A 20747-nucleotide genomic window follows, 5' to 3' on the forward strand; every position below is an offset into this window, starting at 1 on the left:
TTGCGTCAGGTGCCCGCGGCTCAGTGCTTGCCGCCCTTGGCCGCCTTCACGTTGACCCCCGCCCAGGCCGCGTCCACGCCCTTGTACTCGGCGGAGTCCGCGCCGTACAGGTCCTTGGCGGCGTCGAGCGTCGCCGTGCGGGCCTTGGCGTAGTTGGTGTTGGACGTCATGTACGTGGTGAGGGCCTTGAACCAGATCTTCTCGGCCTTCTCCCGCCCGATGCCGGTGACGGCCTTGCCGTCGGCGGTCGGGGAGTCGTACTTCACGCCGTTGATCTCCTTCGCGCCACTGCCCTCGGACAGCAGGTAGAAGAAGTGGTTGGCGACACCCGAGGAGTAGTGGACGTCGATGCTGCCGATGCCCTTGTACCAGTCGTCCTTGGACTTGCCGTCCTTGGAGGGCTTGTCCATGTAGCGCAGCGGGGTGCCGTCGCCGCGGATGTCGATCTTCTCGCCGATGAGGTAGTCGCCGACGTCTTCCTTGTTGTTCGCGGCGAACTCGACGGAGGAGCCGAAGATGTCACTGGTCGCCTCGTTGAGGCCGCCGGACTCGCCGCTGTAGATGAGGCCCGCGGTGTTGGAGGTGACGCCGTGGGTCATCTCGTGTGCGGCCACGTCGATCGACGTGAGCGGCTTGGCGTTGCCTTCGCCGTCGCCGTACGTCATGCAGAAGCAGCTGTCGTCCCAGAAGGCGTTGACGTAGTTGTTGCCGTAGTGGACGCGGGAGTACGCGCCGACACCGTCGCCCTTGATGCCGTCGCGGCCGTGCACGTTCTTGAAGTAGTCCCAGGTGAGGGCGGCGCCGAAGTGCGCGTCGGCGGCCGCGGTCTCCTTGTTGGCGGCGGTGCCGTCACCCCACTCGTCGTCCTCGCCGGCCACCAGCTCGCCCTGGCCGGACGTGCCGCCACCGAGGTCGTACGTCTTGTGCTCGCCGCGCTCGACGTCGGTCAGCGAGAAGCCGCTGGACTCCTTCTTGGAGCCGAGCTCCACGTCGCCGCTGTACTGGGTGTGGCCTGCACCCGTGCGGATGTCGTCCCACTGGAAGATCTTCTTGCCGGAGCGGGCGTCCGTGACGACGTGCAGCCGGCTCGGGGTGCCGTCCTTCTTGGTGGACTTGACGACCTTCTCGTACGCGAGGCGCGGGGTGCCGCTCGCCGCCCAGACGACGGCGCGGGCGCCCTTCGGCGCGGCCTTGGCGCGCGCGGTGTCGACCTTCAAGTCGCCGCCGCGGGCGTTCGTGACGCCCTCCGTCTTGCGGGACTTGGTCTCGTGCACGACCAGGTCGCCGCCGAGGACGGGCAGTCCGTCGTACGTGCGCTCGTAGCGGGTGTGGACGCTGCCGTCGCGGTCCTTGACGACATCCCGGACGACGAGCTTCTCGGCACCGGAGAGGCCCAACTCCTTCGCCGTACGGGCCTTCTCGGCGTCCGCGTCGCGCAGCAGCTCGGCGCGCTGCGAGGCGGAGAGCTTGACGGGCGCGGCGGCCGGGGACGGCTCCGGGGTGGGCGCCGCGGAGGCGGTGCTGAGGCCGGCGCCGATCAGGGTGGCGGCGACGATCGCCGTACCGGCGGCGGTGGCGGCTCGTCTGGTGGACATGTGGCGCGATATGTGGGGCGACACTCTCTACTCCCTGGATGTGGGGGTGTCCGGACGGCGTGGGGGCCCATCCGGACGGGGAAGTACGTAGTGCTGGGTGTTGGGTGCTGTGGTGCGGCTGTGCCGTGCGGGGAGAGAGTTTCACCTAGGGCGCGTACATGTCAGGAGGGCATCCGCAGGTTGGCTGGAAATCGTCCGTTGCCCGAAGTTCTCGGTCCGGTATACGAACCGGGTATACGAACCTGGCAGGTGAACCGCCGGGCACACCAACCGGGCGGCGCCGAGGGCGAGTTGCCCCCGACGCCGCCCGGTCCCCGACGCCGCCCGGTCCCGGATGACGCTCGTGATCCAACGGATGGCGCTCGTGTCCTACGGGAACGTCAGCTTCCAGCTGTTGATGTACCCGGTGTCCTGCGCCGCCCGGTCCCGCACCCGCAACTTCCAGGTGCCCGAGGCGCGTTCACCGGAGGCGTTCACCGTGTACGTGGTCCGCACGTCGTCGGCCGAGTCGGACGAGCTGTACGGCTTCAGGTTGAACACCGTCCCGTCCGGCGCGACCAGGTCCACCACCAGGTCCCCACGCCAGGTGTGCTCGATGTCCACGCCCACCTTGAGGTCGGACGGCGCGTTCCCCGTCCGGTCCGCCACGGAGACGTTCGAGGTGACCGCCGCCCCGTTGTCCGGGATCGCCACGTCGGCGGTGTTCTCGTACACCGAACCGCCCGGGTCGCCGCCGCCCGGCCGCGCACCGACGTTGACGCCCGCCCACGCGTCCTGCACGGCCTTGTACTCGGCGCTCGACGCGCCGTACAGCTCGGCGGCCACCGCCTCCGTCCCGGCCCGCGCACCCGCGTAGTCCGTACGGGAGTTGAACTTGGTGGTCAGCGCCTTGTACCAGATCAGCGCGGCCTTCTCCCGGCCGATGCCGGTGACGGGCAGCCCGTCGGAGGTCGGCGAGTCGTACGCGACGCCGTTGACGGTCTTCTTCCCGCTGCCCTCGGAGAGCAGATAGAACCAGTGGTTGGCCGGGCCCGAGGAGTAGTGCACGTCGATGTTGCCGATGCCCGCGTACCAGGCGTCCTTCGAGGCGCCGTCGCGGCTCGGCCTGTCCATGTAGCGCAGCGGGGTGCCGTCGCCGCGGATGTCGATCTTCTCGCCGACGAGGTAGTCGCCCACGTCCTGGGCGTTGCCCGCGTGGAACTCGACGGCGGCGGCGAAGATGTCGCTGGTCGCCTCGTTGAGGCCGCCGGACTCGCCGCTGTAGATGAGGCCCGCGGTGTTGGAGGTGACGCCGTGGGTCATCTCGTGCGCGGCCACGTCGATCGAGGTCAGCGGCTTGGCGTTGCCGTCGCCGTCGCCGTACGTCATGCAGAAGCAGCTGTCCTGCCAGAAGGCGTTGACGTAGTTGTTGCCGTAGTGGACCCGCGAGTACGCCCCGACGCCGTCCCCGCGGATGCCGCTCCTGCCGTGCACGTTCTTGTAGTAGTCCCAGGTCAGCGCGGCCCCGTAGTGTGCGTCGGCGCCCGCGGTCTCCGGGCTCGACGGGTTGCCGTCGCCCCACACGTCGTCGGCCCCGCTGAACAGCGTGCCCTGCCCCGAGGTGCCGCGGTTCAGGTTGTACGTGCGGTGGTTGCCGCGGTTCGTGTCGCTGAGCGTGTAGCCGCTGCCCGACTGGGCGGTGCCGAGGGTGACCTGGCCGCTGTACTGGGTGTTGCCGGTGCCGTTGTGCACGGCCTGCCGCTCGAAGAGCTTCTTGCCGGTGCGCGCGTCCGTCACGACGTGCAGCTCGTTCGGCGTCCCGTCCTTCTGCAGCCCGCCGACGACGGTCTCGTACGCGAGGACGGGCGCGCCGCCGTGGCCCATCCAGACGACCTTGCGGGGCGAGGCCTCCGTGCGGGTCGAGCCGTCGGCCTTCGCGATGCCGACCGCCTGGCGTTCGGCGGCCTTCGCGGTCACCTCGGCCCGGGTGCCGACGCCGCTCAACTCGGCCCGGCTCGCCTTGGCCACGGCCTCGGTGCGGCCTGCCTCGCTCTTGCTGACGACCAGGTCGCCGCCGAGGACGGGCAGTCCGTCGTACGTGCGCTCGTAGCGGGTGTGCGTGGTGCCGTCCCGGTCCTGGACGACATCGCGGACGACGAGCCTCTCGGCGCCGGAGAGGCCCAACTCCTTGGCCGTACGTGCCTTTTCGGCGTCCGCGTCGCGCAGCAGCTCGGCGCGCTCGGACGGGGAGAGCTTCGCGGGCAGCGCACCCGGGTCGGCCTTGCCCGCGGCCGCGGCGGGCCCGGACTGGAGGCCGACGGAGAGCAGCGCGGCAGTGGCGAGCAGCGCGCCGACGGCGCCGGTGCGTCTGCTGCGGGAGCGGGGGGAGGTGCGTGGGGAAGTGCGTGTCACGGCTGACTCCTTCTGCGGGCCGCGGATCGCGCGGCCGACGGGACCGGACGGTGGGTGGCCGCCCGGGCAGAACAAGGCAGAGCACGGTGCACGTGGGGGAGTACGCGACGGACGCGTCGGCGGTGGAGCCGTGGGGGAGCAGACACGTCCGGTGCAGGGGAAGAGTGTCAGCAGAGACGGGACATGTCAGGACCACGTCAGCAGGTTGGCCGGAACTGGTCCGTTGGGCGGAGGGGGGTGTTCGCTATCCGGATACGGGCGGTCCGGTGGACCGGCGGACCGGCGGACCGGCGGACCGGTGGACCGGCGGACCGCGCACCTGATGGCATCATGCGCTGCGAGTCAAGCTTGAACAGGACAAGGGGGACCGCATGGACACCGTCAGCACGTCATCAAGAGAGATCCCGTCCCGCGTCACGACGGCCGAGGGGATCGCCGCCGATCTCGGGTTCGGGAAGAGCTGCATCCCCGAAGTCGGCCGACTGCTGCGGGCGTTGGCCGCGTCCAAGCCGGACGGACTGATCGCGGAGAGCGGTACGGGCGCCGGGGTCGGTACGGCCTGGCTGCACAGCGGCCTGGGCGCCGGGGCGCGCCTGGTGACCGTCGAGCGGGACGAGGAACTGGCGCGCCGCGCGTCGGCCGTGTTCGCGGGCGACCCGCGCGTGGAGGTGCTCACCGGCGACTGGCGGCTGCTCGAACAGCACGCGCCGTTCGACGTGTTCTTCTGCGACGGCGGCGGCAAGCGGGACGACCCGCAGGCCGTGGTCGACCTGCTCGCCCCCGGCGGGGTCCTCGTCATGGACGACTTCACCCCGTCCCCTGAGTGGCCGCCCCGCTTCGAGGGCGAGGTGGACGAGCTGCGGGTCTTCTACCTCACACATGGCGCGCTGGCCGCTACGGAGATCCTTACGGCGCCCACCAGTTCGGCGGTCGTGGCCACGCGCCGCTAGCCCCTGCGGGTGCGTGCCTTTTCCCCTACCCGCCCCTTCCCGAAAGTCCTGCCGGACAGGCCTCCTCAATCGCCGGAGGGGCTCAAAATTGAGCCCCTCCGGCGATTGAGGAGCGGGGTCCGGGGCGGAGCCCCGAAGCTCCGCAGGATTTCGGGAAGGGGCGGGTAGGGGAATCACAACGACTCGATCGCACCCACCACCAGCAACGGCGCAATCGACAGAACAATCGCCCCCGTAGCAAGCCCCGGCCGAATGTCCCGCTTCCCGATATGCCCCAACACCGCCGCCACCGGCGGCAGTACGAGCAGGGCGAGCAGGCTCCAGCGCCAGCCCTCCTCGTTGGCGAAGAAGAACAGCAGCGCGAGATACGCGGGCACCGTGAACGCCGACAGCAGCCGAGCCCGGGAGAGGTACATCTCCAGCTGCTCGTCCGAGAACGAGAACCCCATCACGAGACCACACGGTTGTCGTAGCCGGCGGAGCTGGCCTCGGGGAAGCCGTCGGCCGCCGAGAAGCCGTTGATCGCCGAGGCCATGGTGACGCCGAGCGCGGTGATCGCGAGCATCGTCGCGTCGAAGGCCTTCACCAGGGCCGCGTACCGCTCGATGATCATCACGGCCTGCGCCGCGGCGAGCGCGAACATGGCGACGGAGGCCACCTGGCCGCCGACGGGAATGGCGTTGATGGCGGCGGCCGCCGCCATGTTGGCCATCCAGATGATCGCCATGTCGGCGATGAAGACGATGCCGGCCTTCAGGACCTCGGCGAGCTGGAACGCCTGCATGGCCCCCTGCTCGTAGCAGGTCTTCAGCGACTCGAAGGTCTCCTTGTACTGCCCGAGCTTCCCGCCGAATTCGTCGAAGTAGACCTTCGCGGCGTCATAGGCGTTGCCCTGCCAGGTCACCCCGACATTCCCGGTGCCCTTCTTCAGGTTCGCCGCCGTCGCGTCACAGAACGAGCCGAGGTTGCCCCAGACGGTGGCGCAGTCGTTGTACTTGTTCCAGTCGCCGAAGACCCAGTTGTTGATCTCGCCGAAGATGTCCACGCCGAAGAGGAGTTTCACCGCCTCCACGGCCACCGTCGACGGACTGCCCAGGTCGAGCACCGTGCCGAGCGACTTCTGCACCGGGCTCTGCTGGAACTCCGCGGCGTGCCCCTCGCCGTACGCGACCAGCGGGTTGTCGCTGTCGCCTTCCGGCTTCTTCAGCGTCGCCGCGGCGTCCTCCGCGTCTCCGAAGTCGCTGCCGTTGCCGCCCTCGGAGGAGCCGCCGCCACCGCTCTTGGAGCCCGGGTAGGTGGAGTCCATCCGCTCGGCCTCGCCCCGGTCCGTCTCCCGGTAGTACGAGGCGGACTTGGTCAGCTCCGTGCGGGACGAGCCGAGGACGCTCTCCATCTTCCGCAGCGCCTTCTTGGCGCCTTCCACGTACTCGTCGTGGCTGCCGGCGACCGTGTCCCAGAGGCTGCCGCCGAGCGCCTTGTCGATCTGCGTGTTGTTGCTCGCGTACTCCACGGCCTTCGTGGCGCCCTCGGCGCCGCGCGAGACGAGCGAGGCGAAGCCGTCGATCGCACCCGGTTCTACGTTGAAACCCACGGTTGTCCCCCGCCCCTCAGTACAGTGACCAGCCGCGGCCGTCGTGCCGCTGCTTCTTCGCCGCCTCCGCGGCCGCCTCGCGCCGCTCCTCGTCGATCTGCTCCTGCTCGGCGGCGATGGCGCGCCGCCCCTCGGCGGCCACCTCCTCGCGCTCGACGTCGGACATCGACGCCCACTTCTCGGTCATCGGCTGCGCCTGCTCGATGAGCCCCTCGGAGTACGCGGAGACGTTCGCCGCCTCCCGCAGGCTGGAGCGGCCCGACAGGACCTCCTGCGCCATCTCCTTCAGGGTGTCGCCACCGTGCCCGGCGGCCAGGGTCTCCAGGGACTTGCGCAGCAGCCGGGCCTGCGCCGGGTCGCCCTGGGACATGTCGAGCAGTTCGGAGTCGTCGAACCGCTTCTCGGGATCAGGCCCCTCGGCCACGTGCCCTCCTCGAGGCAGATCGTCACGGGTGTCCTGCGAACCTATGCATGCAGAACAACGGCTCCGATGCGCCGCCGTCACAGAACTGTCACAGGGCCCGGCCCCGATACGCCCAAGGCCTGCCCGTTTCAGCCGAGAATGCCCCGGTCGTACGCCGTCGCCACCGCCGCCGCACGGTCCTTCACGCCCAACTTGCCGTAGATGTGCGTCAGGTGGGTCTTGACCGTCGCCTCGCTGATGAACAGCTCCCCGGCGATCTCCCGGTTCGGCGTGCCCTTCGCGACCAGGGCGAGGACCTCGCGCTCACGGGCCGAGAGGGGTTCGCTCCCCGGAGCGCGCACCCGGGACACCAGGCGCGAGGCGACCGCGGGGGACAGGACCGTACGCCCCTCGGCGGCGGCGCGGACCGCGTTGAACAGCTCGTCGCGCGGGGCGTCCTTGAGGAGGTAGCCCGTCGCACCGGCCTCGATCGCGGGCAGCGTGTCCGAGTCGGTGTCGTACGTGGTGAGGACCAGGACCTTCGCGCGGGCCCCGGTCCTGCTCAGCTCCTCGATGGCGGCCACCCCGCCGCCGCCCGGCATCCGCAGGTCCATCAGGACGACATCCGGGTCGAGCTCGGCGGCGAGACGGACGGCCTCGACCCCGTCGGCGGCCTCGCCGAGCACGTCGAATCCGGGCGCCGCCGCGAACATGCCGCGCAGACCGTCCCGTACGACAGGGTGGTCGTCGACGATGAGCAGGGTGATGCGGTCACTGGTCATGGCGGAGCAACGGTACGCGAGCGGAGACCGCCGTGCCCCGGCCTCGCTCGGACTCGACCGTCACCGCCCCCGCCACGCGTTCCGCCCGCGCCCGCATCCCGTCGAGCCCGAAGCCGCCCGAGCCGGAACACGGCTCCACGGCATTGGGGTCTCCCCTGCTCGAGCGCAGCCGAGAGCTTGGGGAAGGGTCGAATCCCCGGCCGTCGTCCCGCACGTCGAGGGCGACCTCCCCGGCCATGTACGACAGGGTCACGCCCACCCGGGCCGCGCCCGCGTGCCGGTCCGCGTTGGACAGGGCCTCCTGGGCGATGCGCAGCAGCGTCGCCTCGATCTCGTCGTGCAGCGGCTCCGCCGTACCCGTGACCGTGAACTGGGCGCGCACACCCGTGCGTTCGGCCCACTCCGTCACCGTCTGCTTCAGCGCCTCGGGCAGCGCGTGGTGCTCCAGGGCGGCCGGGCCGAGGTTCTGCACCGAGCGGCGGGCCTCGCCCAGGCTGTGCCGGGCCAGGGCGGACGCGCGGTTCAGATGCTCCTCGGCGAGGGCCGGGTCGGCGGCGTTTGAGACGACCTGGAGCTGGGCGATGATCCCGGTCAGGCCCTGCGCGATCGTGTCGTGGATCTCCGCGGCGAGCCGCCGCCGCTCGTCCGCGACGCCCGCCTCCCGCGCCTGTACGAGGAGTTGGGCGTGCAGCGCCGCGTTCTCGTCCAGGGCCTGCTGGAGGCGGGCGTTGGTCTCCTCCAGCTCGGCGATGGTCGCCCGGTGCACGGTCGCCCGCTTCTCCTCGTACGCGGCGAGCTGCCCGAACACGTAGATCAGCGCGATGTGCACGGCGAGCACCGCGGCGAACAGCAGCCAGCCGGACCGGCCCTCGGGCGGGAATCCGCCGGACTGCGAACCGGCGATGGTGACCGCGGTGCCGAACAGGCCGACGGGGACCATGCGGCGCGGCAGCTCCCGCTCCGCGCCGAAGTAGCCGAGCACCGCGTAGAACGCGGCGAACGGGTTCAGCCACGACAGCACGAACGCGATCGCCCAGCGCAGCCCGTAGTACACGGCCCCCGCGGTGCTCGGACCGGCCGAGTGCCGCGGACTCACCAGGGTCCACCACACCTGCAGCGCGAACCCCGCCACGACCAGGGCGGCCGCCGCCCACCGCTCGGCCGTCGACGTGAGCAGGAACCCGTCGGTGGCGACGAGCAGCACGGCCGTGAACCCGAGCAGGGCGTACGGGCCCCAGCGCAGGAACAGCTCCCAGCGCCGCTCGACCTGGGCGTGCGCCGTCGCCGCGTCGAGGGGCGCCGCCTCCGCCGCCCCTCGGGTCAGCCGGGAGGTGATGCCGCACCTGATGCCCATGGCCACAGTCTGGTCCACAGCCCGGCTCACTCCCAGCGGAACCAGCGGGCCGCCGCCCCCGTCAGGAGCACCGTCCACAGCGCGAGCGCGCCCAGGTGCGCCAGGCTCGGCCAGTCGCCCGCACCGGCCGCGCTCAGCGCCTGGGACGCGGCGCCGAACGGCAGCACCTCCATGATCCGGCCCAGCATGTCCGGCATGGTCTGCACCGGCATCCACAGGCCGGCGCTGAACATCATCGGGAAGAACGCCACCGCACCCACCGCGTTCGCCGCCTTCGACGTACGCGAGAGAGCCGAGAGCAGGGCGCCGAGGGAGAGCGCGGCGCACACCGAGAGCGCCAGCGCCAGGACGTACCCGAAACCCTGCTTCGGCAGCGGTACGTCGAACGCGAGCGCACCCACGGTGATCGTCAGGGCCGCCGAGACGAGCGCGGCGATCCCGTGCAGCGCCATCTGCGCGCCGAGGACCGTGGCGGGCCGCACCGGGGTCGTCGACATGCGGCGCAGGATGCCCTGCTCGCGATAGCCGGTGATCACCGGAGGCATGGCCTGGACGGAGGCCATGAGCAGGGAGGTGAGGATGGCGATGGGCACGTACACATCGATGAGCCGCATCCCCGGGATGGCCTCGCCGACCTCGCGGAAGACGGGGATCGTACCGAGGACGACGAAGAGCCCGGTCGGAAAGACCATGATCCAGAACAGGCTGCCGGGCTCGCGGCGGAACAGCGCCAGCTCCGCCTTGAAGACGGCCGCGTCGGCCCGCGACGGGGTGCGGCGGGAACGCGTGGGTGTGGCGAGGGCACTCATGTCGTGGCTCCCGTGAGGTGGAGGAACGCGTCGTCCAACGTGGCGTCGACGACGCGGAGCTGATGGGCGGTGACGTGCTGCCGGGCGAGCAGCGAGATGACGGCGTTGACGGTGTCGTCCGTGCCGTTGACCGTGACCCGGCCGTCCCGCTCGTCGGTCGTCACGGACGTCGCCGCGGGCAGCTCGGCGAGCTCGCGCGGGTCGAGCGGCCGGGACGGCGTGAACGAGATGACGGTGGAACTCGCGGACCGCCCGATCAGGCCCGCCGGGGTGTCGAGCGCGGCGAGTCGGCCCCGGTCGATCACCGCGATCCGGTCGCAGAGGCGCTGCGCCTCCTCCATGAAGTGCGTGACCAGGAGGACCGTCACGCCGCTCGCCCGCACCTCCTCGATCAGCTGCCAGGTGTCCCGGCGGGCGCGCGGGTCGAGCCCGGTGGTCAGCTCGTCGAGCACGACCACGCGCGGCCCGCCGATCAGCGCGAGCGCGATGAACAGCCGCTGCTTCTGGCCGCCGCTGAGCTTCCCGAAACGGGAGTCCAGCTTCTCGCCGAGCCCGAGCCGCTCGGCCAGCGGCCGCCAGTCGACCGGCTTCTCGTAGAACGCGCTGTACAGCTCCAGCGCCTCGCGCACGGTGAGCTTCGCCTGCAGTTCGCTCTCCTGCAGCTGGGCGCCGAGCAGCTGGGTGACCTCGCGGTGGTCCGCGACCGGGTCGAGCCCGGCGACCCGCACGAGCCCGGAGTCGGGGACGCGCAGCCCCTCGACGCACTCGACGGCGGTGGTCTTGCCCGCGCCGTTCGGACCGAGGACCCCGAAGATCTCCCCTTCCTCGACGGCGAACGACACCCCGTCGACGACGGCCCTGCCCCCGTAGACCTTCCTCAGGTCCCTTACCTCGATGATTGCCATGCACTTGAGCTTCGCGGAGCCGCCCGCCCCTGGACATCGCCCATCGCGCTCGAACCGGCATCAACCGATCGGTTGATGGACCGGTAAGACGGCCGGGCGCGGGAGCGGGACCCATTCCAGCCCGTCTGGGGGCACCTCCCGGCCGAAGGCTGGGGGAGTTTGAGGACGAGCCCGCAGGGCGATCGACGGTGCGCCAGTCGACGGTGCGGGCACGTTTCCCTTGAGCGGGCAGCGTCGTTGTGCAGGCGTGAGACGACAGCTTGCGACAGTACTGACATGGGTGGGCCTCGCCGCCCTCCTGGCCGCCCTCACCGGCTGCTCCGGCAGCGGGATCGACTCGGTCGACGCGGTGTTCGGCAAGGGCAGGGCCGAGGACGCGATCCGGATCACCCCACGCCACGGCGAGCGCAGCGTCAGCGCCGACCAGGCGCTGGAGGTCGAAGTGCCCGCCGGGCGCCTGGAGTCCGTGAAGGTGGTCAAGTTCCAGGACGCGCAGGACACCGTCGTACCGGGCCGGATCTCCGAGGACGGACTGCGCTGGGAGCCGAGGCACCAGCAGCTCGCCCTCGCCGCCAAGTACACCGTGGACGCGGTCGCGTTGGACGGCCACGGCCGCCGGCACGCCCGCCACGTCACGTTCACCACCTTCGTACCGGACGAGCGTTTCGTCGCGTACGTGAAGCCGGAGAACCGCTCCACGGTCGGCACCGGAATGATCGTGTCCCTGGAGTTCAACCAGGAGATCGAGAACCGCGAGGCCGTCGAGCGCGCCGTGCGGGTGCGGTCGGACCCGCCCGTGGAGATCGCCGGGCACTGGTTCGGCAAGACCCGCCTGGACTTCCGCCCGAAGGACTACTGGCAGCCGGACACCCAGGTCACCGTCGACCTCGGCCTGCGCGACGTGGAGGGCGCGCCCGGCGTGTTCGGCCTGCAGCGGAAGCAGTTCGGCTTCACGGTCGGCCGCAGCCAGGTCTCCGTCGTGGACGCCGCCAAGCACACCATGGAGGTACGCAGGGACGGCGAGCTCCTCTCGACCCTGCCGATCACCGCGGGCGGCGGCAAGAACACCACGTACAACGGCAAGATGGTGATCTCCCAGATGCTGGACGTGACGCGGATGAACGGCGCGACCGTCGGCTTCACGGACAACGACGGCAAGGGCGAGTACGACATCCCGGACGTGCCGCACGCCATTCGCCTCACCACCTCGGGCACGTTCCTGCACGGCAACTACTGGGCCCCGTCCTCCACGTTCGGCAACGCCAATGTCAGCCACGGCTGCGTGGGCCTGAGGGACGTCAAGGGCGGCCACTCGGACACCCCGGCGGGCTGGTTCTTCGACCGGAGTCTGATCGGGGACGTCGTGGAGGTCGTCAACTCCAAGGACAAGAAGGTCGATCCGGACAACGGCCTGAGCGGCTGGAACATGGACTGGAAGAAGTGGCGGGCGGGCTCCGCGCTGCGCCGCTGACCTCGGCGGGACCTCTCGTCGGCGGTGCCGCCCGCCTCCCCTCGCCGGGCCCGCAACCCCTCGCCTCCCGCCGCCACTTGGGACCGAACGGTGACATTCCGGGGGAGTCGTCGTCGCAGGTGGTGCCGGTAATCTTGCGGTGTGCGCGAGTTGCGCAGGGGTGCGGGGCCGGATCCGGCCTGGCGAGGGGAGACAGATCGTGAACGGGCGACCGATATCGGGGGCGTCGGTTGGTGCGCGGGGGCGCCGCGGCAGCGGGCGGGGAAGGGCCGGCTTGACCGTCGTACTGACCGCGGCACTGTTCGCCGTGACCGCCTGCGGCGGTTCGGGGGGAGACGACGGGAAGGGCGGCTCGGGCCGGGCGAAGGCCAACGAGCCCTCCAAGGCCGTGGTGACGATCGCACCCAAGGACGGCGCGAAGTCCGTGGCCACCAGCGGCGCCCTGAAGATAACCGCCGACGAGGGCAAGCTGACCGAGGTCGAGGTCGCGGACACCAAGGGCAATGAGATACCGGGCGAGATCACCGCCGACGGCTCGGCCTGGAAGCCCGACCACCACCTCGCCGCCTCGACGAAGTACAAGGTCCACGCCACGGCGAAGGACGCCGCGGGCCGCACGTCCGCGAAGGACGCCACGTTCACGACCCTCACCCCGCAGAACACGTTCATCGGGCACTTCACGCCCGAGGACGGTTCCAAGGTCGGTGTGGGCATGCCGTTCTCGGTCAGCTTCACCCGCGGCATCACGAGCCCGGAGGCCGTCGAGAAGGCCATCGAGGTCAGCGCCGAGCCGAAGGTCGAGATCCGCCACAAGTGGTACGGCAACGACCGGATCGACTTCCGCCCGGAGAAGTACTGGAAGCCGGGCACCAAGGTCACCGTGAAGCTCAACCTCGACGGCGTCGAGGGCCGCCCCGACGTCTACGGCGAGCAGGCCAAGACCGTCTCGTTCACCATCGGCCGCAGCCAGGTCTCCACCGTCGACGCCAAGTCGAAGAAGATGACGGTCGAGCGCGACGGCAAGCGGATCAAGACCATCCCGATCACCTCCGGCGCCCCGGCCACGACCACGTACAACGGCCAGATGGTCATCACCGAGAAGCACAAGGTGACCCGGATGAACGGCGACACGGTCGGCTTCGGCGGTGAGTACGACATCAAGGACGTGCCGCACGCCATGCGCCTGTCCACCTCGGGCACGTTCATCCACGGCAACTACTGGGCGGCGCCCTCCACGTTCGGCAACACCAACGTCAGCCACGGCTGCGTCGGCCTGCGCGACCAGCGCGGCGGTGGCGACGGCGGGACACCGGCCGCCTGGTTCTACAACCAGTCGCTGATCGGCGACGTGGTCATCGTGAAGAACTCCAAGGACAAGCAGATCCAGTGGTGGAACGGCCTCAACGCCTGGAACCTCGACTGGGACAAGTGGGAGAAGTAGGATTTTTTCCGGGGGGTTGGCGCCCCCCGGACCCCCCACGGGTGAACCCCCGTTAACCTCCGTCCCATGACCGTGAATCTCGAAGTCTCCGCGGGCGTCGGCACGATCCGCCTGGACCGCCCCCCGATGAACGCCCTCGACATCGCCACCCAGGACCGGCTCAAGGAGCTCGCCGAGGAGGCGACCCGGCGCGACGACGTCCGTGCCGTGATCGTGTACGGCGGAGAGAAGGTGTTCGCGGCCGGCGCGGACATCAAGGAGATGCAGGACATGGACCACGCGGCCATGGTCCTGCGCTCCCGCGCCCTGCAGGACTCCTTCACCGCGATCGCCCGTATCCCGAAGCCCGTCGTCGCCGCCGTCACCGGCTACGCGCTCGGCGGCGGCTGCGAGTTGGCGCTCTGCGCGGACTACCGGATCGCCGCCGACAACGCCAAGCTCGGCCAGCCCGAGATCCTGCTCGGCCTGATCCCGGGCGCGGGCGGAACCCAGCGCCTGGCCCGCCTGGTCGGCCCGTCCAAGGCCAAGGACCTGATCTTCACCGGCCGCATGGTAAAGGCCGAAGAGGCCCTGAGCATCGGCCTGGTGGACCGCGTCGTGCCCGCCGCCGAGGTGTACGAGCAGGCGCACGCCTGGGCCGCCGGGCTCGCCCAGGGCCCGGCGCTCGCGCTGCGCGCCGCGAAGGAGGCGGTGGACACCGGCCTGGAGACGGACATCGACACCGGCCTCGCGGTCGAACGCACCTGGTTCGCCGGTCTGTTCGCCACCGAGGACCGCGAGCGCGGCATGCGCAGCTTCGTCGAGGAGGGCCCGGGCAAGGCCAAGTTCCTCTGAGTCACTTCCGTCTCCGGAGTGTCAACTGCCTCACGTTGATGAGGAGTTGACACTCTCGGGGGAATGGAATCGGTGAGCTCCGGCTTTTCCGCTCCTTAAGCCAGCCTCAAGCGTGGGGCGCCCGGTGACGGGTTCGTACGACCGTCAACTACCGGTCATCGCAGGTCAGATGGGGCGTACCGGCATCATGTGTGCCTTGGGCATATGCCGGTGCGTACCCTCGGAATTGGTGGTTCCGGGGGGCGTATTCCGCAGGAACGGCCCCGGAGGGCGCTCGGGCCCGCCATGATGGGGGGCATGGCGGGGCTTGAGGGCAGTGAACGACCGCGGCGGCAGAGCGCAGTGGCCGCCATGCGGTGGACGCCGGCCGTCGAGGACGAACAGGCCCTGAAAGCACTGGAGTTGTACGGCAACCCCACCGACGCCGAGGTGCCGCTCCCGTCCCGCCCCGAGTCCGCGGGCGCCGCGCGCCGGCTCGCCCAGGTGGTCGTGCTCCGCAAGTGGGGGCTCACGCCGCAGGTCGCCGAGATCGTCGTGCTGCTCGTCTCGGAGCTGGTGGGCAACGCCGTACGGCACACGGGCGCGCGGGTCTTCGGCCTGAAGATGGGGCGCAGGCCCGGCTGGATCCGCGTCGAGGTCCGCGACCCCTCGCGCGGGCTGCCCTGTCTGATGCCGGTGCAGGACATGGACACGAGCGGCCGCGGCCTGTTCCTGGTCGACAAGCTCTCCGACCGCTGGGGCGTGGATCTGCTCCCGCGCGGCAAGACCACCTGGTTCGAGATGCGCATCACCGAGCGCTGAACTCCCGTACGGGCACGGTGTCGTGCGCTCGTAGGCTCGTGCGCTCGTGCGCTCGTACGCACAGAAGCCCCCTCACGCCGTGGTGCGGCGTCGCGGGGGCTTCTGTGTGGTGCGCCGCGGATCTTCGGGGGGTGTGATCCACGGCCGCTGGGACGACCTGGCCCGGGTCAATGGGGGTCGCTTCTTTCAACTATGGCAGATCGATCGGGTTCGGCCAAATGAATCGATGGTGATGTGTGGCACCTGCCTTGTAAACGTTGGTTAAGTGCAGCCTGTGTGCCGCCCGGCCCCCGGAAGTCGCACCCCGGGCGACCGTCAAACGTCCTAATTTGGGTGAATCGTTACTAACTAAGAGAGTTCGCCCTTAAATGGCGGGGTGACTTCAACGGACCGCCGCGGCGCCCTGCGTACCGGAGCCCTGTTCGCCCTCGCGGGCGCGCTCACCGCCGCCTGCGGCACGGACGACACTGCCAGAAGCACCCCCGAGAAGAAGACGCCCCCCTCCGCCGCGCCCCCGGCCGCCGGACCGCGCCGCTTCCCCGGGCTGCCCGGCCAGATCGAGCACGGCCCCCGCGACCGCCCGCACGTCGCCCTCACCTTCCACGGCCAGGGCGACCCCAAGACCGCCAAGGCCCTGCTCGCCGAGGCCGAACGCGCCGAGGCCCGCGTCACCGTCCTCGCCGTCGGCCGCTGGCTCGACGAGCACCCCGAGATGGCGCACCGGATCCTCGACGGCGGCCACGAGATCGGCAACCACACCCTGCGCCACCTCGACATCAACTCCCTGCCCGAGGACGAGGCATACGCCGAGATCACCGGCTGCGCGAACCGCCTGCGACGCCTCACCGGATCCATCGGCGCCTGGTTCCGGCCCTCCCGCGCCCAGTACGCGAGCCCGCTCGTGCAGGAGCTCGCCCACCGCGCCGGCTACCCGCACGTCCTGTCGTACGACACCGACTCCCTGGACTTCACCTCGCCGGGCGCACCGACCGTCGTGCGCCGCGTCACCGGCCGGATCAGGAAGGGATCGGTGGTGAGCCTGCACTTCGGGTACGCGGACACGGTCGCCGCGCTGCCCGCCGTCCTGGAAGAGATCGACCGCCGCGGCCTCGGCGCGGTGACCACCACGGAGCTGCTGACCACATGAACCCCCACCCGAAGACCCGCCTCCCCCTCACCCGGCGCACCCGCCTCCTGATGTGCGCCTCCCTGCTCGCCGCGAGCGCCGCCCTCGCCGCCTGCGGCACTCCCGCCGAGGAGACCGCCAAGGCCTCGCTCGGCGAGAAGAAGAAGCCCGCCAAGCCCAAGGAGGCCGACGGCCTGCCCGGCATGCCGCCCGTCCTCGACCCCGAGGACCTCTACGCCGCCGACCGGCCGAACAAGCTGTCCCCGGTGGTCAAGGACTTCCCCTCGCGCGTGTACGTCCCCAACACCAACTCCAACACAGTCTCGGTGATCGACCCGAAGAAGTTCGAGGTCATCGACACCATCGACGTCGGCACCCAGCCCCAGCACGTCGTGCCCTCCTGGGACCTCAAGACCCTCTGGGTCAACAACAACCGCGGGCACACGCTCACGCCCATCGACCCGAAGACCGCCAAGCGCCGCGGGCCCGACGTCGAGGTGCACGACCCGTACAACCTCTACTTCACACCGAACGGCAAGCACGCCGTCGTCATGGCCTCACTCGACCGCGAGCTGGTCTTCCGCGACCCGCACACCATGAAGCGCGAGCACACCGAACCCGTCAGCTGCTACGGCGTGAACCACGCCGACTTCTCCGCCGACGGCCGCTACTTCATCGTGTCCTGCGAGTTCTCCGCCGAACTCCTCAAGGTCGACACCCAGAAGATGAAGGTCATCGGCCAGCAGAAACTGCCCTTCGAGGGCGCCATGCCGCAGGACGTCAAGATCTCCCCGGACGGCAAGACCTTCTACATCGCCGACATGATGGCCCACGGCGTCTGGGTCCTCGACGGCGAGAAGTTCACCACCCCCAAGCTCATGCCCACCGGCAAGGGCGCCCACGGCCTCTACATCAGCCGCGACTCCAAGGAGATGTACATCCCCAACCGCGGCGAGGGCTCCATCTCCGTCTTCAACTTCCCGAAGAACAAGCTCACCAAGAAGTGGTGGCTCCCCGACGGCGGCAGCCCCGACATGGGCGGCGTCTCCGCCGACGGCAAGGTCCTCTGGCTGTCGGGACGGTACGACTCCGAGGTGTACGCCATCGACACCCGCACCGGTGTCCAGCTCGCCAAGATCCCCGTCGGCGGCGGCCCGCACGGCCTCGCCGTCTACCCCCAGCCCGGCCGCTACTCCCTCGGCCACACCGGCGTCTTCCGCTGACCTCTTCCGCTGACCCGGACTCTCCGGACGGACACCAGTACGGGCCCCGATAATCTGACCTCCGTCAGAAACGCACCAAAGAAGGGGTGGACCCAGTGGCGGACATCGAGGCAGCACGCGCGCAGTTCCAGCGGATCGACACGGACGGGGACGGCTTCATCACCGCCGCCGAGTTCAAGCAGGCGCTCGCGCAGGGCGGCGACTGGAACGTGACCGACTCCGTGGCCGAAGCCGTCATCGGCGCGCAGGACAGCAACCACGACAAGGTGCTCTCCTTCGACGAGTTCTGGACCCACCTCAGCAAGGCCTGAGCCCCACCCGCCGTGGGGGGGGGGGGGGGGGGGGGGGGGGGGGGGGGGGGGGGGGGCGGGGGCCCCCGCCCCCGCCCCCCCCCCCCCCCCCCCCCCCCCCCCCCCCCCCCCCCCCCCCCCCCCCCCCCCCCCGCCCCCCCCCCCCCCCCCCCCCCCCCCCACGGCCCCCCCCCCCGCCCCCCCCCCCCCCCCGCCCCCCCCCCCCCCCCCCCCGGACTCCTCCGCCCCGGGGGTGGCGGAGGAGCTGCTCCGGCACGAGGGCGTGCCGGAGCAGGAGCGGGTGGGTGCAGGCAAGCAGCCGCCGATCCCCACCGGTGGGGCCAAGCTGCGCACGCCGCACCGCCGCGCGAACCTCGACGCGCAGCGCTCCGAGCACGTCACCGTGCGCTTCGCTCCGTACGAGAAGCACGACGTCCAAGCTGCTGCGGATACCGAGCAGGTGACGATGGCCCGCTACATCTCGGACGCCACCATGGCCCGCGTCCGCGGTGAGATCACCATCGCCGCCCAGCGCACGGTGTACGACGACGCGATCGACGAGCTCGCCGCATTGCGGGCGCAGATCGCCCGGATCGGCAACAACGTCAACCAGATCGCCCGCCGCCTCAACACCGACGGCGATCCACACCGCGTGGACGCCGCCATCCTCCAGCGGGCGGAGCGGCTGCTCACCACCGCCCACGACACGGTCCGGGCGATCGACGACGCCGCCTTCCGCGCGGCGGAGCAGAAGGCGGCGGCCTGAGTGATCGCGAACATCGTCAAGCCGGGCAACAACACGTACGGCGTCCTGAAGTACCTCTTCCACAAAGGCCGCGCCAACGAGCACACCGACCAGCACATCGTCGCCTCCTGGGACGACTTCATCCCCGACCCCGGCCCCTGGGACAGCCCCGGCCACAAACAGCGGCTCGGCCAGCTCGCCAAGGCACTCGATCTACGGGTCGAGCAAGCCGGCGACAAGGCACCCGATGGGCACGTGTGGCACTGCTCGGTCCGCGCCGCACCCGAGGACCGCATCCTCACCGATGCCGAGTGGGCGACGATCGCCCGGCGCATGGTGGACGCGACCGGCATTGCACCTGAAGGTGATCCGGACGGCTGCCGTTGGGTCGCGGTGCGGCACGCGGACGACCACATCCACATCGTCGCCACGAAGGTGCGTGGCGATCTGCGTCCGCCGCGGAACTGGAACGACTACCACCGCGCCATGACCGAACTCACTGCGATCGAGAAGGAGTTCGGCCTTACCCAGGTTCCGCGCGGTCCCGAAGCCGCAGCGAGCACCGCAGCGGCGAAGCGCTCCACACGCGCCGAGCAGGAGAAGGCCAAACGGCAGGGCCGCGACATGACGGGGCGCGAGCAGCTGCGGCACACCGTCCGCGCCGCGCTCTCGCACGCCCAGGACCTGGACGAGTTCTTCAACCTGCTCGCCGACGCCGGCCTCCAGGTCGAAACCCGCACCCTGCCCTCCGGTGACCTCGGCGGCTACAAAGTCGCCCTGCCCGACGACACCACGGGTGATAAGCCGGTCTGGTACTCCGGCTCCAAACTCGCCACCGACCTCTCCCTCCCCCAGATCCAGAAGCGCCTGGCCGCAGCCGAAGCGCCAACTACCCCTGTCGCCTCACCGGCCGGGCATCGGCGCCTGAGCCCGTGGCATCAGGCCACCGCCGCCGCGGAACGCATCCCGCATCACCTCGATCACGCCGACGAACCCACCGCCCAGGCCCACCTGACGGTCTTCAGTGAAGTTCTCTACGCCCTGCCCGCCCACGTCGGCACTCCGCACCTGCGGGCCGAACTGCACCGGGCCGCGCTCGCCTTCGAACACGCCGCCCACACCCGAGCCCGAACCGACCACCAGCACGCCCGTGCCCTACGCGGCGCGCTGAAGGCCATGCGCTACCAGCCCGCGGACGGCACCGGTCTGGCCATGCTGCTGGACGCCGCGATCCTCGTGGTCCTCGCCGCCCAGCGCCGCAGCGTGATGCGCCACCACGACCGGCAGGTCGCTGCTGCCCGACAGACCCTCACCCATCTCCAGGCCGCCTACGACCAGATCGCGCCCGCCAGCCTCGCTCAACTCGGCAGGCATCGCCCTTCCGACGGTGCTGTTCATCGGTACGCCCGCACCCTGGTCGAGGTTCTGCCCTCGCACGCGGAGCAGATCCTCGGCGAGGACGCCTGGCCCGCGCTCACCGCCACCCTCGCCGCCGCCGAAGCCGCCGGCCACGAACCCGCGACCGTTCTCCAACAGGCAGCTCGGCAACGCTCCTTGGACGACGCGAAATCCGCATCCGAAGTCCTCGTCTGGCGCATCCAACGCCTCGGCGACCGACACGCCCCCAGCTCCCGTGCACGCGCCGCGCAAACCCGCAGCCCGCACGCCAAGCCCACTCCACAGGCCGCCACAGGAACACCCGCCGCGCACGTGCCGACGACGTCACCCCGAACCGGACGGTCCCGGTGAACGCGCATCAGCGCGCACAGGCGCTGACCAGCGTGCGGGGCAGCGGATCGTAACCGCACATCCCCGGTTACCGAAACCGGGGATTCTCCGGATCCTTTTGTTCCCAACCGCCCTCTGGAAGGAGCACCCGCATTCCCCGCAGCGAACCCCGCCCCGACGTCGTCGCCCTGCTGTGCAGCACTGTCACGTACCTGTCCGAAACCAACTCCTGGTCCCGCCGCAAGGACCGCCCCCTCACTCAGGAGGAGCGAGATGCGCTCGCTCATGCCACCCAGGACGAGCGCACA

The 20747-nt window shown here is 70.5% G+C and carries 19 protein-coding genes; 10 read left to right on the top strand and 9 right to left on the bottom strand.

What is annotated here, in order from left to right; genetic code table 11:
* Positions 1-20 precede the first annotated feature (20 nt).
* Positions 21-1595, bottom strand: coding sequence for a M4 family metallopeptidase (locus tag QIT00_RS01595; protein ID WP_282533175.1), 1575 nt, complete (start codon positions 1593-1595; stop codon positions 21-23).
* A 369-nt stretch (positions 1596-1964) separates the two neighbouring features.
* Positions 1965-3986 carry a M4 family metallopeptidase gene (locus QIT00_RS01600; RefSeq protein ID WP_282533176.1) on the bottom strand — a complete coding sequence of 674 codons (2022 nt, stop codon included), beginning with the start codon at positions 3984-3986 and terminating at the stop codon, positions 1965-1967.
* Between the two features lie 371 nt (positions 3987-4357).
* Between QIT00_RS01600 and QIT00_RS01605 the strand changes: the two genes are divergently transcribed.
* Positions 4358-4936, top strand: coding sequence for an O-methyltransferase (locus tag QIT00_RS01605; RefSeq protein ID WP_282533177.1), 579 nt, complete (start codon positions 4358-4360; stop codon positions 4934-4936).
* A 173-nt stretch (positions 4937-5109) separates the two neighbouring features.
* Here QIT00_RS01605 and QIT00_RS01610 read toward each other — a convergent pair whose 3' ends face one another.
* The 7 genes from QIT00_RS01610 to QIT00_RS01640 form a co-directional block, all read right to left on the bottom strand.
* On the bottom strand, positions 5110-5385 hold the full coding sequence (locus tag QIT00_RS01610) for a hypothetical protein (RefSeq protein WP_282533178.1): 276 nt from the start codon (positions 5383-5385) through the stop codon (positions 5110-5112).
* On the bottom strand, positions 5385-6527 hold the full coding sequence (locus QIT00_RS01615; protein WP_282533179.1) for a hypothetical protein: 1143 nt from the start codon (positions 6525-6527) through the stop codon (positions 5385-5387). Before QIT00_RS01615 ends, QIT00_RS01610 begins: the two co-directional genes overlap by 1 nt.
* A gap of 16 nt (positions 6528-6543) precedes the next feature.
* Positions 6544-6951 (bottom strand): hypothetical protein, encoded by a 408-nt coding sequence (locus tag QIT00_RS01620; protein WP_282533180.1) that lies wholly within the window; start codon positions 6949-6951, stop codon positions 6544-6546.
* A 128-nt stretch (positions 6952-7079) separates the two neighbouring features.
* Positions 7080-7712, bottom strand: coding sequence for a response regulator (locus QIT00_RS01625; RefSeq protein ID WP_282533181.1), 633 nt, complete (start codon positions 7710-7712; stop codon positions 7080-7082).
* Positions 7702-9066, bottom strand: coding sequence for a sensor histidine kinase (locus QIT00_RS01630; protein ID WP_282533182.1), 1365 nt, complete (start codon positions 9064-9066; stop codon positions 7702-7704). The genes QIT00_RS01625 and QIT00_RS01630 overlap by 11 nt, the downstream gene beginning before the upstream one ends.
* A 26-nt stretch (positions 9067-9092) precedes the next feature.
* On the bottom strand, positions 9093-9875 hold the full coding sequence (locus tag QIT00_RS01635; protein ID WP_282533183.1) for an ABC transporter permease: 783 nt from the start codon (positions 9873-9875) through the stop codon (positions 9093-9095).
* Positions 9872-10780, bottom strand: a complete 909-nt coding sequence (locus tag QIT00_RS01640) for an ABC transporter ATP-binding protein (protein WP_282533184.1) — start codon at positions 10778-10780, stop codon at positions 9872-9874. Before QIT00_RS01640 ends, QIT00_RS01635 begins: the two co-directional genes overlap by 4 nt.
* 280 nt (positions 10781-11060) lie before the next feature.
* On the opposite strand from QIT00_RS01640, the gene QIT00_RS01645 reads away from it, so the two are divergent.
* From QIT00_RS01645 to QIT00_RS01685, 9 genes are all read left to right on the top strand, one after another.
* A complete protein-coding gene (locus tag QIT00_RS01645) occupies positions 11061-12251 on the top strand; it encodes a L,D-transpeptidase (protein WP_282533185.1) in 1191 nt (396 codons plus the stop codon).
* A 199-nt stretch (positions 12252-12450) separates the two neighbouring features.
* Positions 12451-13692 carry a L,D-transpeptidase gene (locus QIT00_RS01650; protein WP_282533186.1) on the top strand — a complete coding sequence of 414 codons (1242 nt, stop codon included), beginning with the start codon at positions 12451-12453 and terminating at the stop codon, positions 13690-13692.
* A gap of 66 nt (positions 13693-13758) precedes the next feature.
* Complete coding sequence (locus tag QIT00_RS01655; RefSeq protein WP_282533187.1) at positions 13759-14526, top strand: enoyl-CoA hydratase/isomerase family protein; 768 nt, start codon at positions 13759-13761, stop codon at positions 14524-14526.
* A gap of 351 nt (positions 14527-14877) precedes the next feature.
* Positions 14878-15327, top strand: coding sequence for an ATP-binding protein (locus QIT00_RS01660; protein WP_282533188.1), 450 nt, complete (start codon positions 14878-14880; stop codon positions 15325-15327).
* Positions 15328-15703: 376 nt separating this feature from the next.
* Positions 15704-16474: a polysaccharide deacetylase family protein gene (locus tag QIT00_RS01665; protein WP_282533189.1), complete on the top strand. Its 771-nt coding sequence runs from the start codon at positions 15704-15706 to the stop codon at positions 16472-16474.
* Positions 16471-17676 carry a YncE family protein gene (locus tag QIT00_RS01670; RefSeq protein ID WP_282533190.1) on the top strand — a complete coding sequence of 402 codons (1206 nt, stop codon included), beginning with the start codon at positions 16471-16473 and terminating at the stop codon, positions 17674-17676. Before QIT00_RS01665 ends, QIT00_RS01670 begins: the two co-directional genes overlap by 4 nt.
* Positions 17677-17771: 95 nt before the next feature.
* Positions 17772-17987, top strand: coding sequence for an EF-hand domain-containing protein (locus QIT00_RS01675; RefSeq protein ID WP_282533191.1), 216 nt, complete (start codon positions 17772-17774; stop codon positions 17985-17987).
* Positions 17988-18219: 232 nt separating this feature from the next.
* Positions 18220-18732, top strand: coding sequence for a plasmid mobilization protein (locus QIT00_RS01680; RefSeq protein ID WP_282533192.1), 513 nt, complete (start codon positions 18220-18222; stop codon positions 18730-18732).
* Positions 18733-20460 (top strand): relaxase/mobilization nuclease domain-containing protein, encoded by a 1728-nt coding sequence (locus QIT00_RS01685; RefSeq protein WP_282533193.1) that lies wholly within the window; start codon positions 18733-18735, stop codon positions 20458-20460.
* Positions 20461-20747 lie beyond the last annotated feature (287 nt).

The sequence above is a fragment of the Streptomyces luteolus genome (assembly GCF_029968015.1).
Taxonomy (GTDB): domain Bacteria; phylum Actinomycetota; class Actinomycetes; order Streptomycetales; family Streptomycetaceae; genus Streptomyces; species Streptomyces luteolus.

Excerpts from the sequence above, each read along its gene's own strand:
- QIT00_RS01595 (WP_282533175.1), bottom strand. The coding sequence starts at position 1,595 with ATGTCCACCAGACGAGCCGCCACCGCCGCCGGTACGGCGATCGTCGCC.
- QIT00_RS01605 (WP_282533177.1), top strand. The coding sequence starts at position 4,358 with ATGGACACCGTCAGCACGTCATCAAGAGAGATCCCGTCCCGCGTCACG.
- QIT00_RS01610 (WP_282533178.1), bottom strand. The coding sequence starts at position 5,385 with ATGGGGTTCTCGTTCTCGGACGAGCAGCTGGAGATGTACCTCTCCCGG.
- QIT00_RS01625 (WP_282533181.1), bottom strand. The coding sequence starts at position 7,712 with ATGACCAGTGACCGCATCACCCTGCTCATCGTCGACGACCACCCTGTC.
- QIT00_RS01630 (WP_282533182.1), bottom strand. The coding sequence starts at position 9,066 with ATGGGCATCAGGTGCGGCATCACCTCCCGGCTGACCCGAGGGGCGGCG.
- QIT00_RS01635 (WP_282533183.1), bottom strand. The coding sequence starts at position 9,875 with ATGAGTGCCCTCGCCACACCCACGCGTTCCCGCCGCACCCCGTCGCGG.
- QIT00_RS01640 (WP_282533184.1), bottom strand. The coding sequence starts at position 10,780 with ATGGCAATCATCGAGGTAAGGGACCTGAGGAAGGTCTACGGGGGCAGG.
- QIT00_RS01655 (WP_282533187.1), top strand. The coding sequence starts at position 13,759 with ATGACCGTGAATCTCGAAGTCTCCGCGGGCGTCGGCACGATCCGCCTG.
- QIT00_RS01660 (WP_282533188.1), top strand. The coding sequence starts at position 14,878 with ATGCGGTGGACGCCGGCCGTCGAGGACGAACAGGCCCTGAAAGCACTG.
- QIT00_RS01670 (WP_282533190.1), top strand. The coding sequence starts at position 16,471 with ATGAACCCCCACCCGAAGACCCGCCTCCCCCTCACCCGGCGCACCCGC.